Annotated in this window: 14 protein-coding genes; 10 read left to right on the top strand and 4 right to left on the bottom strand. The window is 73.3% G+C overall.

Annotation, left to right across the window (positions count from 1 at the left end):
- Positions 1-135: 135 nt before the first annotated feature.
- The gene (gene ssgD, locus FHX78_RS03920) at positions 136-549 is read right to left on the bottom strand and encodes a spore wall synthesis regulator SsgD (RefSeq protein ID WP_145866063.1); all 414 of its coding nucleotides are present in this window, start codon (positions 547-549) and stop codon (positions 136-138) included.
- A gap of 336 nt (positions 550-885) precedes the next feature.
- Here ssgD and FHX78_RS03915 point away from each other — a divergent pair, with 336 nt between their 5' ends.
- Together FHX78_RS03915 and FHX78_RS03910 are read left to right on the top strand one after the other, a co-directional pair.
- Complete coding sequence (locus tag FHX78_RS03915; protein ID WP_145866062.1) at positions 886-1,209, top strand: plasmid stabilization protein; 324 nt, start codon at positions 886-888, stop codon at positions 1,207-1,209.
- A gap of 74 nt (positions 1,210-1,283) precedes the next feature.
- On the top strand, positions 1,284-1,970 hold the full coding sequence (locus tag FHX78_RS03910) for an endonuclease V (RefSeq protein ID WP_145866061.1): 687 nt from the start codon (positions 1,284-1,286) through the stop codon (positions 1,968-1,970).
- On the opposite strand, the gene FHX78_RS03905 is transcribed toward FHX78_RS03910, so the two are convergent.
- The gene (locus FHX78_RS03905) at positions 1,971-2,162 is read right to left on the bottom strand and encodes a hypothetical protein (protein WP_145866060.1); all 192 of its coding nucleotides are present in this window, start codon (positions 2,160-2,162) and stop codon (positions 1,971-1,973) included.
- Between the two features lie 191 nt (positions 2,163-2,353).
- Between FHX78_RS03905 and mmpA the strand changes: the two genes are divergently transcribed.
- Positions 2,354-2,500 carry a morphogenic membrane protein MmpA gene (mmpA, locus tag FHX78_RS36655; RefSeq protein ID WP_167531676.1) on the top strand — a complete coding sequence of 49 codons (147 nt, stop codon included), beginning with the start codon at positions 2,354-2,356 and terminating at the stop codon, positions 2,498-2,500.
- A gap of 27 nt (positions 2,501-2,527) precedes the next feature.
- On the opposite strand, the gene FHX78_RS03900 is transcribed toward mmpA, so the two are convergent.
- Positions 2,528-3,706: a saccharopine dehydrogenase family protein gene (locus tag FHX78_RS03900; protein ID WP_145866059.1), complete on the bottom strand. Its 1,179-nt coding sequence runs from the start codon at positions 3,704-3,706 to the stop codon at positions 2,528-2,530.
- 352 nt (positions 3,707-4,058) lie between these two features.
- Between FHX78_RS03900 and FHX78_RS03895 the strand changes: the two genes are divergently transcribed.
- The 3 genes from FHX78_RS03895 to FHX78_RS03885 are packed head-to-tail and all read left to right on the top strand — an operon-like array spanning position 4,059 to position 8,692.
- Positions 4,059-5,219 carry a CaiB/BaiF CoA transferase family protein gene (locus FHX78_RS03895; RefSeq protein ID WP_145866058.1) on the top strand — a complete coding sequence of 387 codons (1,161 nt, stop codon included), beginning with the start codon at positions 4,059-4,061 and terminating at the stop codon, positions 5,217-5,219.
- Complete coding sequence (locus tag FHX78_RS03890; protein WP_145866057.1) at positions 5,216-6,430, top strand: acetyl-CoA C-acetyltransferase; 1,215 nt, start codon at positions 5,216-5,218, stop codon at positions 6,428-6,430. The genes FHX78_RS03895 and FHX78_RS03890 overlap by 4 nt, the downstream gene beginning before the upstream one ends.
- 48 nt (positions 6,431-6,478) lie before the next feature.
- Positions 6,479-8,692: a 3-hydroxyacyl-CoA dehydrogenase NAD-binding domain-containing protein gene (locus FHX78_RS03885; protein WP_145866056.1), complete on the top strand. Its 2,214-nt coding sequence runs from the start codon at positions 6,479-6,481 to the stop codon at positions 8,690-8,692.
- A 46-nt stretch (positions 8,693-8,738) separates the two neighbouring features.
- On the opposite strand, the gene FHX78_RS03880 is transcribed toward FHX78_RS03885, so the two are convergent.
- Positions 8,739-9,467 (bottom strand): MerR family transcriptional regulator, encoded by a 729-nt coding sequence (locus tag FHX78_RS03880; protein WP_167531675.1) that lies wholly within the window; start codon positions 9,465-9,467, stop codon positions 8,739-8,741.
- A gap of 220 nt (positions 9,468-9,687) precedes the next feature.
- On the opposite strand from FHX78_RS03880, the gene FHX78_RS03875 reads away from it, so the two are divergent.
- The 4 genes from FHX78_RS03875 to FHX78_RS03860 all read left to right on the top strand — a co-directional run bounded on the left by FHX78_RS03875 (position 9,688) and on the right by FHX78_RS03860 (position 15,280).
- Positions 9,688-11,151, top strand: a complete 1,464-nt coding sequence (locus tag FHX78_RS03875) for an amino acid permease (protein WP_145866054.1) — start codon at positions 9,688-9,690, stop codon at positions 11,149-11,151.
- A 42-nt stretch (positions 11,152-11,193) separates the two neighbouring features.
- Positions 11,194-11,673 carry a macro domain-containing protein gene (locus tag FHX78_RS03870; RefSeq protein WP_145866053.1) on the top strand — a complete coding sequence of 160 codons (480 nt, stop codon included), beginning with the start codon at positions 11,194-11,196 and terminating at the stop codon, positions 11,671-11,673.
- Between the two features lie 377 nt (positions 11,674-12,050).
- Positions 12,051-14,012: a Xaa-Pro dipeptidyl-peptidase gene (locus FHX78_RS03865; RefSeq protein WP_145866052.1), complete on the top strand. Its 1,962-nt coding sequence runs from the start codon at positions 12,051-12,053 to the stop codon at positions 14,010-14,012.
- Positions 14,009-15,280, top strand: coding sequence for a M14 family metallopeptidase (locus tag FHX78_RS03860; protein ID WP_145866051.1), 1,272 nt, complete (start codon positions 14,009-14,011; stop codon positions 15,278-15,280). Before FHX78_RS03865 ends, FHX78_RS03860 begins: the two co-directional genes overlap by 4 nt.
- Positions 15,281-15,282 lie beyond the last annotated feature (2 nt).

Genomic DNA, 15,282 nt, shown 5'->3' with positions numbered 1-15,282 from the left:
GCGTCGGTCCCGGCAGCGCGCCGGGCCGTGCGGGACCGTGGCAGCCCGGCACCGTGACCGGTGCCACCGGGGGAGACGGCCGCGCGGCACGGCGCGCTCGACGCCCCGGCCGGCGGCGTGCGTCGGCCCTGCCGGTCAGGCGCCCCGCATCAGCTCCGCGAGGCCGTGGTCCAGGTCGAGCTGGAGGTGTTCCAGCCCCACCGGCACCAGTTCGCTCGTCGCCTGGAGAAACCGGCGCACCTCACCCGAGCGGACGTGCACGACGGCGGTGCCCTCGGGGGCGTGGAACTCCAGCACGGTGCGGTCGTACCCGTATGGGCGCACCCGTACGTCGCCGTGCCCCTCGGGGGCCAGCAGGCCCGCGGTGAGCAGCTCGCGGGAGAAGGTCCAGCAGACCTCGACGCCCTCGAGGGTGGCGGGCGCGGGGAAGGTCATGCGGACGGCGAACGGGTCGTCGCGGTCGTAGTGCAGCGTGGCGGGGATGTTCGGCATCCGCGGCGCGGCGGCGACGAGGCGGGCCTCTACGGGCTGCTCGATGACGGTGGACAACGCCTTGCTCCCTCGTGACGGCTGGACGGGCTTCCGGGGCGGATCGGAACGGCTATGGGAAGAGACGACGGAATGAGCCAATCCGGGTACACCCCAAGCGAGTGACCTCTGTCACCGCCTTCATGCACCCGAGTGGCCCGGCTCGCGGTCCTCGGGGCGCCGGTGCCGCCATGAGGCGCTCGGGGAGCACGCGACCGACGGGGCCGACGGGACGAACGCGCCGCCGGGGGAGACGGGACGCGTGGCCCGCCTGGAGCACCGACATGTGCGGCGGGCCCCGATTGCCGTCACCGTGGTGGGTACCCGTTCGCTGTACGCGAGAGGAAGTGAGCGGACATGCCACGCGGTTCCAGCCCCAAACGGGAGCGTCAGTACGAGCACATCAAGGAGAGCGCCGAGGACCGGGGCGAGAGCACCGGGCGGGCCAAGGAGATCGCCGCCCGGACCGTGAACAAGGAGCGCGCCAGGTCCGGCGAGTCCAAGACGGCCAGCCGCACCTCGACCCAGGACATGTCGTCCGCCAAGCGGGGCGGGCAGCGCTCCGGCAAGGGCTCCCAGGGGCCCACGTACGACCAGCTGTACGAGGAGGCCAAGAAGCGCGGTGTCGAGGGCCGTTCGAACATGAACAAGAGCCAGCTCCAGCGGGCGCTCGGCAAGTGAGCCGTCCGCGCGCGGAGAAGTCCCCGGGGGGACCCTCCGCGCGGGCCGCGCGCGCCCCGTAGGCTCGGGGCACCATGACGACCGTACGCACCCCCGCCGACTGGCCCGTGACCGAGGAAGAGGCCCGCGCGGTGCAGGACGCGCTGCGCGCGCGGGTGGTGCTCGACGAGCCGGGCCCGCCGCCCGGTACGGGCCACGTCACCGGGGTGGACGTGGCGTACGACGACGAACGGGACGTGGTCGCCGCGGCGGCCGTCGTCCTGGACGCGGCGAGCCTCGACGTCGTCGCCGAGGCCACCGCCGTCGGCCGGATCTCCTTCCCCTACGTGCCCGGACTGCTCGCCTTCCGGGAGATTCCCACCGTGCTGGCCGCCCTGGCGGCGCTGCCGTGCGAGCCGGGCCTGGTGGTCTGCGACGGCTACGGCCTGGCCCACCCCCGCCGCTTCGGCCTCGCCAGCCACCTCGGCGTGCTCACCGGACTGCCGACGATCGGCGTCGCCAAGAACCCGTTCACCTTCACCCACGACGAACCGGACACCCCGCGCGGCAGCACGGCCCCGTTGCTCGCCGGCCGCGAGGAGGTCGGCCGTGCCCTGCGCACCAGGGACGGCGTCAAGCCGGTCTTCGTCTCGGTCGGCCACCGCGTGAGCCTGGACAACGCCTGCGCCCACACCCTCGCCCTGGCCCCCGCGTACCGCCTCCCGGAGACCACCCGCAGGGCGGACGCCCTGTGCCGCCGCGCGCTCGGCGAGGTCTCCTAGTCAGGTCGCGTCGTCGATGCCCCACCGCCCCACTTCGCGGTACTCCGAGTCGTGGATCACCGCCCCGTCCCCGGGCTCCAGCGCGTAGTGGCGCAGATTGCCGCCCCAGTAGCGCAGGATCCGCCCCAGCTCCCCGGCGGGGTCCTTCGCCAACGCCTCGTCACCCATGGTGACTTCGAGAAGAAATCGCATGCCCTCAAGTGTTTCATTGAACTTCCCATGGAGACTTGTCGTCCGCTTCGCCCGGGTAGCGCCGGGCTCGGAGCGGTGAAAGTCTCCAGCGGGGGTCATCGCGGGCGTGAGCGGGCCCGGGCGATCTGAGTACCGGGGCTGAGTACGCGTACGGATGCCCGGGACGTGCCCGGCCCGGCAGGCTGACGGGCATGACAACGCACCGCGCACCCAAGCCCGTTGCCGCCGACGGCCGGCCCGCCGAGCGGACCGTGATCATCGGTCTCGTCCTCGCCGTCCTGGCCGGGCTGGGCTGGATCGCCGGAATGATCTACACGCTGGTCGAGTGGCCGCTCTGACGACGCGGCCCCCGGCCGGCGGCGCCGTCAGCGTGTCGCGGCGACGCGGAAGCGCAGCCCCGCCGCGCGCAGCCGCCCGATCAGCGCGTCGCCCATCGCCACCGCCGTCGTGACCTGCCCCGCCGTGGGCGGCAGCTCGTCGAGGGCGAGACAGAGGGCGCCCTCGGCCAGCATCTTCGCCGTCTCGTCGTAGCCGGGGTCGCCGCCCGAGACCTCCGTGAACACCCGTCGTCCGCCGCCCTCGCCGACGAAGCGGACGGTGAACCAGCTGCGGGCGCGCTTCTCGGCGTCCGGCCCGTCACCGGGCCGCAGCCGGTCGGAGAGCCGGCGCCGCAACGCGGGGAGCTGGGCCGCCGTGACCAGGGCGCCCACGGCCACGGTCCCGCCCACCGCCACCGGCAGCCGCCGGACGGCCGCGTAGTGCCGGTAGCGGAAGTCGGGCCCGTACCGGTCGAGCGCCCGGGCCGAGCGGCGCACGATCTGCGCGTCGATGGTCGGCAGCGGCAGGGCCCAGGCACCGACCTCCGGCACGTGGCGCGGCGCACCCGTCGGCGCCGACACCCGGCGGCCCATCAGCCGCGGTTCGTGGCGCCGCCGGTCCCGTGCCGCCGCGCGGAGCTGCCGGTGCCGGGCGAACTGGTTCAGCGCCGAGGCGAACGTCCCGCCCGAGAAGGCCGCGTCGGCGGTCACGAAACCGTCCACGGTCAGCGGCACCCCCTCCGGCAGCTGCCGCACGGTGAAGTACGCGCCCAGGTCGTGCGGCACCGAGTCGAAGCCGCAGGCGTGCACCAGCCGCGCCCCGGTCTCCCGCGCGCGTGCGTCGTGACGGACGTACATCAGGTCCACGAACTCCGGCTCACCGGTCAGGTCGACGTAGTCCGTGCCGAAGTCCGCGCAGGCGGCGACCAGTTCCTCGCCGTAGTCCACGTAGGGGCCCACGGTCGTGGCCACCACGCGCGCCTGTTCGGCGAGGGCGCGCAGCGAGGCCGGGTCGGAGACGTCCGCCCGCAGCAGGCCGACGTCCGCGCCGCCGGGCAGCCGGTCCCGCAGCCGCTCCAGCTTCCGCTCGTCGCGGCCGGCCAGCGCCCAGCGCAGCCCGGCGGGAGCATGGGCGGCGAGGTACTCCGCGGTCAGCGTCCCGACGAAGCCGGTCGCCCCGAAGAGCACGATGTCGTACGGACGGTCCGTCCTGCTCAGCCTGTTCATGACACCCCTTGGTCGTGCAGCCGCGCCGCTGTCGGTGGCCGAGGCTAGCGTGAGGGATGCGGAGCGCCGACGACGAGCCCGGAGGAAGCCCATGGCCGTGTCCAGGAACGCCCTGAAGAAGGGCGAAAAGTATGCGCCCGCGCCCTCGGTCCGCCCGCGGCCGCCGGCCGGCGTCCCCGGGGCGGGTCCGCCGCCGGGGACCGCGTAACGGGATGCGCGCCGGGGCCGCCGGACGGCGGCGAGCGGCCCGTACAGTGGCTAAGCGCTTGCTCGTTTCCCTCTTGTGCCGGGTGGAACGCGTTCTTAACATCACAGGTGTTACATCAGTGGTGTCACAGTCGTTGGGGGCTCGATGACAGAGGCGAAGGCGCCGCGGCACGGTCCGCTCACCGGCGTGCGCGTGCTCGAACTGGCCGGCATCGGGCCCGGCCCGTTCGCCGCGATGCTCCTGGCCGACCTGGGGGCCGACGTCGTCCGCGTGGACCGCCCGGGCGGCCCCGGGCTCGGCATCGACCCCGCCCACGACGTCACCAACCGCAACAAGCGCTCGGTGATCGTCGACCTCAAGGCACCCGACGGGGCCGCCCGCGTCCTCGACCTCGCCGAGCGCGCCGACGTGCTCGTCGAGGGCTACCGCCCCGGCGTCGCCGAACGCCTCGGCGTCGGCCCCGCCGACTGCCACGCCCGCAACCCCCGCCTCGTCTACGGCCGGATGACCGGCTGGGGCCAGGACGGTCCCCTCGCCGACCGCGCGGGCCATGACATCGCCTACATCGCCCTCACCGGCACCCTCGGCATGATCGGCGACCCGGACCGGCCCCCGGCCGTCCCCGCCAACCTGCTCGGCGACTACGCGGGCGGCTCCCTGTACCTCGTCGTCGGCGTCCTCGCCGCCCTCCACCACGCGCGCGCCACCGGCACCGGACAGGTCGTCGACGCCGCCATCGTGGACGGCACCGCCCACCTCTCCGCGATGATCCACGGCATGCTCGCGGCCGGCGCCTGGCAGGACCGGCGCGGCGCCAACCTCCTCGACGGCGGCTGCCCGTACTACGGCACCTACGAGACCGCCGACGGCCGGCACATGGCGGTCGGCGCGCTGGAACCGCGGTTCTACGCCGAGTTCCTGCGCCTGCTCGGCGTGGCGGACCGGGCCGCCGCCCACACCGTCGTCACCCGGTGGCCGGAGCTGCGCGAAGAGGTCGCCGCACGCTTCAGGTCCCGCACCCGCGACGAGTGGACGGCCGTCTTCGAGGGCACCGACGCCTGCGTGGCGCCCGTACTGTCGCTGCGCGAGGCCCCGCACCACCCGCACCTCGCCGCCCGCGCCACCTTCACCGGCCACGGCGGCACCACCCAGCCCGCCCCGGCCCCCCGCTTCTCCGCCACCCCCACCAGCGTCCGCACCGGGCCCGCCCGGCCGGGCGCCGACACCGACGACGTGGCCCGCGACTGGGACGTACCCCAGCTGCTGTCCTCGCCCGCGAACCCTCAGCGAAAGGCCCCCTCGTGAGCACCGAAGCGTACGTGTACGACGCGATCCGCACCCCGCGCGGGCGCGGCAAGGCCAACGGCGCCCTGCACGGCACCAAGCCCATCGACCTGGTCGTCGGCCTCATCCACGAGATCCGCGACCGCTTCCCCGGCCTCGACCCGGCCGCCGTGGACGACATCGTGCTCGGTGTCGTCGGACCCGTCGGCGACCAGGGCTCCGACATCGCCCGCATCGCCGCCGTCGCCGCAGGACTGCCCGACACGGTGGCCGGCGTGCAGGAGAACCGCTTCTGTGCCTCCGGCCTCGAGGCCGTCAACATGGCCGCCGCCAAGGTGCGTTCGGGCTGGGAGGACCTGATCCTCGCGGGCGGCGTCGAGTCGATGTCGCGGGTGCCGATGGCCTCCGACGGCGGCGCCTGGTTCAACGACCCGATGACCAACCTCCAGGTCAACTTCGTGCCGCAGGGCATCGGAGCCGACCTGATCGCCACCATCGAGGGCTTCTCCCGCCGCGACGTCGACGAGTACGCGGCGCTGTCCCAGGAGCGCGCGGCCACCGCCTGGAAGGAGAACCGCTTCGAGCGCTCCGTCGTCCCGGTGCGGGACCGCAGCGGCCTCGTCGTCCTCGACCACGACGAGCACATGCGCCCCGGCACCACCGCCGACTCGCTGGGCGGGCTCAAGCCGTCCTTCGCGGACATCGGCGAGCTGGGCGGCTTCGACGCGGTCGCGCTCCAGCAGTACCACTGGGTCGAGAAGATCGACCACGTCCACCACGCGGGCAACTCCTCCGGCATCGTCGACGGCGCCGCCCTCGTCGCCATCGGCTCCCGGGAGATCGGCGAGCGCTACGGGCTCACCCCGCGTGCGCGGATCGTCTCCGCCGCCGTGTCCGGCTCCGAGCCCACCATCATGCTCACCGGCCCCGCCCCCGCCACCCGCAAGGCGCTCGCCAAGGCCGGCCTGACCATCGACGACATCGACCTCGTGGAGATCAACGAGGCGTTCGCGGCGGTCGTGCTGCGCTTCGTGAAGGACATGGGCCTGTCCCTGGACAAGGTCAACGTCAACGGCGGCGCCATCGCGCTCGGCCACCCGCTCGGCGCCACCGGCGCGATGATCCTCGGCACCCTCGTGGACGAACTGGAGCGCCAGGACAAGCGCTACGGCCTCGCCACGCTCTGCGTCGGCGGCGGCATGGGCATCGCCACCGTCGTCGAACGCCTCTGATTCCCAGCGACCGCCACGCGACTTCCCCGAAGACCCGGAGACCCCCTCATGACCGAGAGCACCACCATCCGCTGGGAACAGGACGACACCGGCGTCGTCACCCTCGTCCTGGACGACCCCAGCCAGTCCGCCAACACCATGAACCAGGCGTTCCGCGACTCGCTCGCCGTGATCACCGACCGCCTGGAGGCGGAGCGGGAGAACATCCGCGGCGTCATCCTCACCTCCGCCAAGAAGACCTTCTTCGCCGGCGGCGACCTGCGCGACCTGATCCGGGTCACCCCCGAGACGGCGCAGGACCTGTTCGACGGCGGCATGGCGATCAAGCGGCAGCTGCGCCGGATCGAAACCCTCGGCAAGCCCGTCGTCGCCGCGCTCAACGGCGCGGCCCTCGGCGGCGGCTACGAACTCGCCCTGGCCTGCCACCACCGCGTCGCCCTCGACGCCCCCGGCTCCAAGATCGGCTGCCCCGAGGTCACCCTCGGCCTGCTCCCCGGAGGCGGCGGCGTCGTCCGCACCGTCCGCCTGCTCGGCATCGCCGACGCCCTCCTCAAGGTGCTCCTCCAGGGCACCCAGTACAGCCCCCGGCGCGCCCTGGACAACGGCCTCGTGGACGAGGTGGCCGACACCCCCGAGGAGATGCTGGCCAAGGCCCGCGCCTTCATCGACGCCCACCCCGAGTCCGCCCAGCCCTGGGACCGGCCCGGCTACCGCATCCCCGGCGGCACCCCGTCGCACCCGAAGTTCGCGGCCAACCTGCCCGCCTTCCCGGCCACCCTGCGCAAGCAGACGAACGGCGCCCCCTACCCGGCCCCGCGCAACATCCTCGCCGCCGCCGTCGAGGGCGCCCAGGTCGACTTCGAGACCGCCCAGGTCATCGAGGCCCGCTACTTCGTCGAGCTGGCCGCCGGACAGACGTCGAAGAACATGATCCAGGCGTTCTTCTTCGACCTCCAGGCCGTCAACTCCGGCGCCAACCGCCCCCAGGGCATCGAGCCGCGCCAGGTCCGCAGGGTCGCCGTCCTCGGCGCCGGGATGATGGGCGCCGGCATCGCCTACTCCTGCGCCCGCGCGGGCATCGACGTCGTCCTCAAGGACGTCTCCCTGGAAGCGGCCGTCAAGGGCAAGGGCTACTCCGAGAAGCTGTGCGCCAAGGCCGTCGCCAAGGGCCGCACCACCCAGGAGAAGGCCGACGCGCTGCTCGCCCGCATCACGCCCACCGCCGAGGCGGCCGACCTGGCCGGCTGCGACGCGGTCATCGAGGCCGTCTTCGAGGACACCGCGCTCAAGCACAAGGTGTTCCAGGAGATCCAGCACGTCGTCGCCCCCGACGCGCTGCTGTGCTCCAACACCTCCACCCTGCCCATCACGGCCCTCGCCGAGGGCGTCGAGCGCCAGGGCGACTTCATCGGCCTGCACTTCTTCTCGCCCGTCGACAAGATGCCGCTGGTGGAGATCATCAAGGGCGAGCGCACCGGCGACGAGGCGCTGGCCCGCGCCTTCGACCTGGTCCGGCAGATCAAGAAGACCCCGATCGTCGTCAACGACTCGCGGGGCTTCTTCACCTCACGGGTGATCGGCCACTTCATCAACGAGGGCGTCGCCATGGTCGGGGAGGGCATCGAGCCCGCCTCCGTCGAGCAGGCCGCCGCCCAGGCCGGCTACCCCGCCAAGGTGCTCGCCCTCATGGACGAGCTCACCCTCACCCTGCCCCGCAAGATCAGGAACGAGTCGAAGCGGGCGGTCGAGGAGGCGGGCGGCACCTGGACCGCGCACCCCGCCGAGGCGGTCGTCGACCGCATGGTCGACGAGTTCGGCCGCCCCGGCCGCAGCGGCGGCGCCGGCTTCTACGAGTACGGCGAGGACGGCCGGCGCGGCGCCCTGTGGCCGGGCCTGCGCGAGCATTTCGGGGGTTCCGGGGGTCGCCCCGCGGGCCAGCACAGCACCGAGCCCGGGCACGAGATCCCGTTCCGGGACATGCAGGAGCGCATGCTGTTCGCCGAGGCGCTGGACACCGTGCGGCTGCTGGAGGAGGGCGTGCTCACCTCCGTCGCCGACGCCAACATCGGCTCCATTCTCGGCATCGGCTTCCCCGGCTGGACCGGTGGCGTGCTCCAGTACATCAACGGCTACGACGGCGGACTGCCCGGCTTCGTGGCCCGCGCGCGGGAACTCGCCGAGCGCTACGGCGAGCGCTTCACCCCGCCGGCCCTGCTGGTCGCCAAGGCCGAGAAGGGGGAGGTCTTCAGGGACGCGCGCTGACACGGCCCGAGGTGCCCCCGCGCGAGGGCACCTCGGGCCGGGGGTCTCACCCCTGGTCGTCGTCGAGCCACTCCCGCAGCTCCTCCTTCAGCGACCGCTGGAAGGCGGTGAGCAGCGCCTGCACCACGAGCGGATGCATCCTGGCGGACAGGGACCGCACATCCCGCGCGTCCCTCTCCGCCACGGCGTCGCGCAGCAGCCGCGACAGCTCGTGGGCCGCCGCGCGGGAGTGCTCGACGAGCGCCGTGCGGGCGGCGAGGATCGTCTCCTGCGACAGCGGTACGTCCAGCAGCTCGACGCCGAGCCGCAGCAGCCCGGCGTCGACCCCGAAGCCGTCGCCGTCGCGCCGCACGACGTCCATCGCCACCAGCCGCCCGACCTCCTCGTCGGTGAGCGGCCGCCCCGCCCGGCGGTCCAGCTCCCCGCGCGTGACCGTCTCGGTGGTGTCCGGCGCCCAGGACGCCACCACCGCCCGCTGGATCCCCAGCTCCCGCACGCTCAGGTCGGCCGGCAGCCGCCCCAGGTACCGCTCGATGGCGGCCAGCGTCATGCCCTGGCGCTGCAGCTCCTCGATGAGCGCCAGCCGGGCCAGGTGCTCCCGCCCGTAGTGCCCGACCCGCCGGGGACCGATCACCGGGGGAGGCAGCAGGCCCTTGGTGCCGTAGAAGCGGACGGTGCGCACCGTGACGCCCGCGCGGGCCGCCAGTTCGTCGATGGTGAGCGTCGGCTCCTCGCACTCCTGCCGCCGCCGGGGCCCCTCGGTCTCGGTCGTCATGTGCAGCAGTATCGCTGTACCACCGGTGCTGTTACACCCTCCGAGGCTCTCCGCGCGGCCATGTGAGAAGTGCCGCGGTGTGATCTTTGCCATCGCATACTCTTCCGGAAGTCTGGAAAAGTGCCCCCTTGGTCTGTGCCCTGAACCGAGCGCGCCGGCCGAGGCAATCCGGAACACCCGGGCGCGAGCCGCCCGAGCGCACCAGAGAGTGGAACCACGCGTGAGCAAGGACGCCGTGAACACGGCAACGGCCGCCGACCCCACCGCGGCCCCGGTGCCCGCGGACGCGGGCGACGCCGGCTACAGCAAGGACCTCAAGGCCCGGCACGTCAACATGATCGCCATCGGCGGCGCGATCGGCACCGGACTCTTCCTGGGCGCCGGAGGACGCCTGCACGACGCCGGCCCGGCGCTGGCCCTGGCCTACCTGGTCTGCGGCGTCTTCGCCTTCTTCGTCGTCCGCGCCCTGGGCGAGCTGGTCCTGTACCGGCCGTCGTCGGGCTCCTTCGTGTCGTACGCGCGCGAGTTCCTCGGCGAGAAGGGCGCCTACGTCGCCGGCTGGATGTACTTCCTCAACTGGTCGACGACCGGCATCGCCGACATCACCGCGATCGCGCTCTACACGCACTACTGGAGCATGTTCACCGACATCCCGCAGTGGGTGCTCGCGCTGATCGCCCTCGCGGTGGTGCTGGCGGTGAACCTGATCTCGGTGAAGATCTTCGGTGAGCTGGAGTTCTGGTTCGCGATCGTCAAGGTCGCCACCCTGATCGCCTTCATGCTCGTCGGCATCTTCCTGCTCGCCACCCAGCACGAGGTGGGCGGCGGCACCCCCGGCCTGAACATGATCACCGACAACGGCGGTGTCCTCCCGCACGGAGTGCTGCCCGTCGTCCTCGTCATGCAGGGCGTGATCTTCGCGTACGCGGCGCTGGAACTGGTCGGCGTCGCCGCGGGCGAGACCGCCGAACCGGAGAAGGTCGTCCCCCGCGCGGTGAACTCCATCATGTGGCGCGTCGGCCTCTTCTACGTCGGTTCGGTCGTGCTGCTCGCCCTGCTGCTGCCCGGCTCGATGTACTCGGCCGGGGAGAGCCCCTTCGTCACGGTCCTGTCGAAGATCGGCGTCCCGGCGGCCGGTGACGTGATGAACCTCGTCGTCCTCACGGCCGCGATGTCGTCGCTGAACTCCGGCCTGTACTCCACCGGGCGCATCCTGCGCTCCATGGCCATGGCGGGCTCCGCCCCGAAGTTCACCGCCCGGATGAACCGCAGCCAGGTGCCCTACGGCGGCATCCTGCTGACCTGCGGCGTGTGCGTGCTCGGCGTCGGCCTGAACTTCCTGGTGCCGAGCCAGGCCTTCGAGATCGTGCTGAACGTCGCCTCGCTCGGCATCATCAGCACCTGGGTGATCATCATGATCTGCCACCTGATCTTCGTCCGCCGCGCCCGCGAGGGCCTGGTCACCCGCCCGTCGTTCCGGCTGCCCGGCAGCCCGGTCACCGAGATCGTCACCATCGTCTTCCTGGTGTCCGTCCTCGGCCTCATGTGGAACGACCCCGACGTCGGACGGAAGACCGTCCTCCTCGTCCCGGTCATCGCGGTGATGCTGGTCGCGGGCTGGTACGGGGTGCGCCGCCGCGTCGCCGAGCGCGAGCTGGACCGGATGGGCGGCTCCGCGCGGTAGACGGCCGGGGCCACTGTCAGTGGCAGCGCCTACGGTGGCGTCATGTCGGGGATCACATATGTCCGGGGTGACGCCACCGCTCCGTCGGTGAAGGGCGTCAAGATCGTCGCCCATGTCTGCAACGACATCGGGGGCTGGGGAAAGGGCTTCGTCCTGGCCGTGTCCCGCCGCTGGCCCGAACCGGAGGCCGCGTACCGCGCCTGGCACCGCGACCGCGCGTCGAACGACTTCGCGCTGGGCGCCGTGCAGCTGGTCCGGGTGGAGCGGTACGTCCGGGTGGCCAACATGATCGGCCAGCGGGGTACCAGGACCGGCAGCAAGGGCGTCCCCGTCCGCTACGAGGCGATCGACACGGCCCTCACCGCCCTCGCCGGCCACGCGGCCGATCTCGGCGCGTCCGTGCACATGCCCCGCATCGGCTGCGGGCTGGCCGGCGGGAAGTGGTCCCGGATCGAGCCACTCGTCACCGAGCGGCTCGTCGCGCGGAACATACCGGTGACGGTGTACGACCACGACGCCTGAGCGCGGCCGCGCGCTCCGGCGCCCCCGGCCGCGCAGATCCCCGGCGCCGCGCGGGTGCCCGGGCCGGGGCGGCGGGTCAACACCGCGCGGAAGCCGGATGCACGGGTGGCCGCCACCACCCCGTGGCAGCCCGGGCCGGGGGTGACGGCGAACACCGTGCGGCAGCCCGGGCCGAGGGTGACGGCCACCATCGCGCGGGAGCCCGATGCGCGGGCGGCCGCCACCACCCCGCGGCAGCCCCAGTCGAGGGGGTGACGGCCGGCACCGCGCGGGACACCGCGTACCACCGGACGCACGGGGCCATACCGGCCACGTCCGCCTTACGGTGCGTCAGCCGCCCTCTTCTGCACGGGTGTTGACCGATGTACCGTCCGCGCATGCCGAAACGCACGCGCTTCACGCCCTGGAGAACCCTCGCCGCGGCGGCCACCGCCGCCCTGACGGCCACGCTGCTCACCCCCGCCGCGGCGGAGGCCGCGCCGCGCGAGAGCCTGCCCGTCCACTCCTACGAGGACGCCGTCCGCGAGGCCGTCTGGGTGGACACCGGACTCGACGAGGACCGGGACGGCGCGACCGACCGGGTCGCCGTCGACATCGTCCGGCCCCGCGAACCCGCGCGGCAGGGCCGCAAGGTGCCCGTCATCATGGACGCCAGCCCGTACTACTCCTGCTGCGGACGCGGCAACGAGAGCCAGAAGAAGACCTACGACGAGAACGGCGACGTCGTACAGATGCCGCTGTTCTACGACAACTACTTCGTGCCGCGCGGCTACGCCGTCGTCGGCGTCGACCTGGCCGGGACCAACCGCTCCGACGGCTGCGTGGACGTCGGCGGCCGCTCCGACGTCCAGTCCGCGAAGGCCGTCGTCGACTGGCTCAACGGCCGCGGCACGGCGTACACCACCCGCACCGGCACCGAACGGGCCGACGCCGGCTGGACCAACGGCCGCACCGGAATGATCGGCAAGAGCTGGGACGGCACCATCGCCAACGGCGTCGCCGCGACCGGCGTCGAGGGCCTGGAGACCATCGTCCCGATCGCCGCCATCTCCTCCTGGTACGACTACTACTTCAGCCAGGGCGCCCCGCTGTACGACTCCGGCCCCGATTGGCTGTCGCAGTACGTCGAGAGCCCCGACGCCCGCGCCCGGTGCGCCGCCGTGCAGGACGAACTCGTCGAGGGCGCCCCGCGCACCGGCGACTGGACGCCCCTGTGGTCCGAACGCGACTACGTGCGGGCCGCGAAGAACGTGAAGGCCAGCGTCTTCCTGGTGCACGGCGCGCAGGACCTCAACGTGCGCATGCAGCACGTCGGCCCCTGGTGGGACGCGCTGGCGAAGAACGGGGTGCAGCGCAAGATCTGGCTCTCCCAGACCGGCCACGTCGACCCCTTCGACTTCCGCCGCGCCGACTGGGTCGACACCCTGCACCGCTGGTTCGACCACGAACTCCTCGGCCTCGACAACGGCATCGACCGTGAGCCGATGGCCGACATCGAACGCCGTCCCGACCAGTGGGTCACCTCGACCACCTGGCCGCCGCGCGGCACCGACACCGCCACCCTGCGTCCCGCCCGGGGCACCGAGCCGGGCGTCGGCACCCTGGGCCTGCGCGGGAGCAGGGGCACCGAGACCTTCACCGACGACCCGCGGCTGAGCGAGACCGACTGGGCCGCCCGCGTCGACACCCCGACCCCGGACAAGGCGGGCTTCGTCACCGGGCCGCTCACCCGCGACCTGCGGCTGTCCGGCGCCTCCCGGGTCACCGTCACCGCCACTCCCAGTACCCCGACGGCCCACCTGAGCGCCGTCCTCGTGGACCTCGGCCCCGGCACCATCCGTGACTACGCCGACGACGGCGAGGGCATCACCACCGTCACCGACCGCACCTGCTGGGGCGAGAGCACCGCCGGGGACAGCTCCTGCTACAAGGAGACCCGCGCCAAGACCGTCGACGTCGGCCACACGATCGTCAGCCGCGGCTGGGCCGACCTCGGACACCGCGACGGCGCGGGCGCCCCCCTCACCCCCGGCGAGCGCCGCACGGTCACCCTCGACCTCGCGGCCACCGACCACGTCGTCCCCGAGGGCCACCGCCTGGCGCTGATCGTCGCCGGCACCGACCGGGGCCTGATCGACCCGCCGGCCGACACCCCCGCCCTCACCCTCGACCTGGCCCGCACCTCCGCGCAGGTCCCGTTCGTCGGCGGCGCGGCGGCGTTCGCCCGCGCCACCGCCGGCTCCCACGCCACGCCCCGGAACACGGACCAGGAGACGGTTCCGGACGGCGTACGCCGACCCGCCCCCACCGACCGGCGTGTCCCCGGAGAGGCCCCGTGAAGCGCGCCCTGACCGCCGCCGTCGCCACCCTCGCCGCCTCCCTCGTCACCGCCCCGGCCGCCCGGGCCGACGACGCCCCGCCGCGCACCGGCTTCGAGCGGAGTCACGGCGCCCGCTGGACCAGCCAGCCCGAGGAACAGCGGTTCCTCGCGGCCGTCGACCGGGCGAGCAGCCGGGTCTCCGTCAGCCGTATCGGTACGACGCGCCAGGACCGTCCGCTCCGGCTCGTCACCATCGGCAACCGAGCGGCGCCCTCCACCCTGCTGCTCGTGTGCAGCCAGCACGGCGACGAGCCCTCCGGCCGCGAGGCCTGTCTCACCACCGTCCGCGACCTGGCCCTCGCCGAGGACCGCGGCACCCGCCGCTTCCTGGAACGCACCACGGTGCTCGTCGTCCCCACCGCCAACCCCGACGGCCGGGCCGCCGGCACCCGCGGCAACGGCGACGGCGTCGACATCAACCGCGACCACCTCGCCCTGCGGACCGCCGAGGGCCGCGCCCTGGCCGCGCTCGTCCGCGACCGGCGCCCCGACGTGATCTACGACCTGCACGAGTACGGCGCCACCCCGCCGTACTACGACAAGGACCTGTTCGACCTGTGGCCGCGCAACCTCAACACCCGTCCCGCCGTCCACGACGCGGCTCGGACCCTGTCCCGCGCCCACGTGCGCCCCGCCGCCGGTGCCGCCGGGTACTCGACCGGCACCTACGGCATCTGGACCGACCCGGCCACCGGTGAACCGATCCGCCAGACCGCCGGTGACGGACAGGAACGCATTCTGCGGAACATGTCCGGAATCAAACACGGCGTCGGCCTGCTCATCGAGAGCCGCGTCGACCCGCTCACCGAGGCGGAGCGGGCCGACGAGGCGCTGAACAACCGGCGCAGGGCGCACTCCCAGCTCGCCGCGCTCGACGGCCTGCTCCGCTTCGCCGACGGACACCGCGGCGAGGTCGAGGCGGCCACCGCCGCCGCACGCGCCGCCGGGTACGCCGACACGGGCCCCGTCCACCTGGGCGGAGCCGACAACGACCCGCCCGAACCGTCCGAGGTGATCGCCGACCCGCCGTGCGGTTACCGTCTCACGGCGGGTCAGTACGCGGACGTGCGGGACGAGCTGGCGCTGCACGGGATACGCGCGCACCCGGACGGCGACGGCGCCTTCGTGCCGCTGCGGCAGTCGCTGCGCGCGCTCGTTCCGCTGCTGCTGGACGAGCGGGCCGTATACCACCTGGTGGAAGGGGAACCCATCACGTCCTGCCGATGAGG

It is taken from the genome of Streptomyces capillispiralis (genome assembly GCF_007829875.1).
In the GTDB taxonomy this organism is placed as follows: Bacteria; Actinomycetota; Actinomycetes; order Streptomycetales; family Streptomycetaceae; genus Streptomyces; species Streptomyces capillispiralis.
The sequence above is the reverse complement of the archived record's forward strand: the minus strand, read 5'-3'. Positions and strand labels throughout refer to the sequence as shown.

What these genes read in the sequence shown, in the direction of transcription:
- FHX78_RS03915 (WP_145866062.1), top strand. Translation starts at nt 886, where the DNA reads ATGCCACGCGGTTCCAGCCCCAAACGGGAGCGTCAGTACGAGCACATC.
- FHX78_RS03910 (WP_145866061.1), top strand. Translation starts at nt 1,284, where the DNA reads ATGACGACCGTACGCACCCCCGCCGACTGGCCCGTGACCGAGGAAGAG.
- FHX78_RS03905 (WP_145866060.1), bottom strand. Translation starts at nt 2,162, where the DNA reads ATGCGATTTCTTCTCGAAGTCACCATGGGTGACGAGGCGTTGGCGAAG.
- mmpA (WP_167531676.1), top strand. Translation starts at nt 2,354, where the DNA reads ATGACAACGCACCGCGCACCCAAGCCCGTTGCCGCCGACGGCCGGCCC.
- FHX78_RS03900 (WP_145866059.1), bottom strand. Translation starts at nt 3,706, where the DNA reads ATGAACAGGCTGAGCAGGACGGACCGTCCGTACGACATCGTGCTCTTC.
- FHX78_RS03895 (WP_145866058.1), top strand. Translation starts at nt 4,059, where the DNA reads ATGACAGAGGCGAAGGCGCCGCGGCACGGTCCGCTCACCGGCGTGCGC.
- FHX78_RS03885 (WP_145866056.1), top strand. Translation starts at nt 6,479, where the DNA reads ATGACCGAGAGCACCACCATCCGCTGGGAACAGGACGACACCGGCGTC.
- FHX78_RS03880 (WP_167531675.1), bottom strand. Translation starts at nt 9,467, where the DNA reads ATGACGACCGAGACCGAGGGGCCCCGGCGGCGGCAGGAGTGCGAGGAG.
- FHX78_RS03870 (WP_145866053.1), top strand. Translation starts at nt 11,194, where the DNA reads ATGTCGGGGATCACATATGTCCGGGGTGACGCCACCGCTCCGTCGGTG.
- FHX78_RS03865 (WP_145866052.1), top strand. Translation starts at nt 12,051, where the DNA reads ATGCCGAAACGCACGCGCTTCACGCCCTGGAGAACCCTCGCCGCGGCG.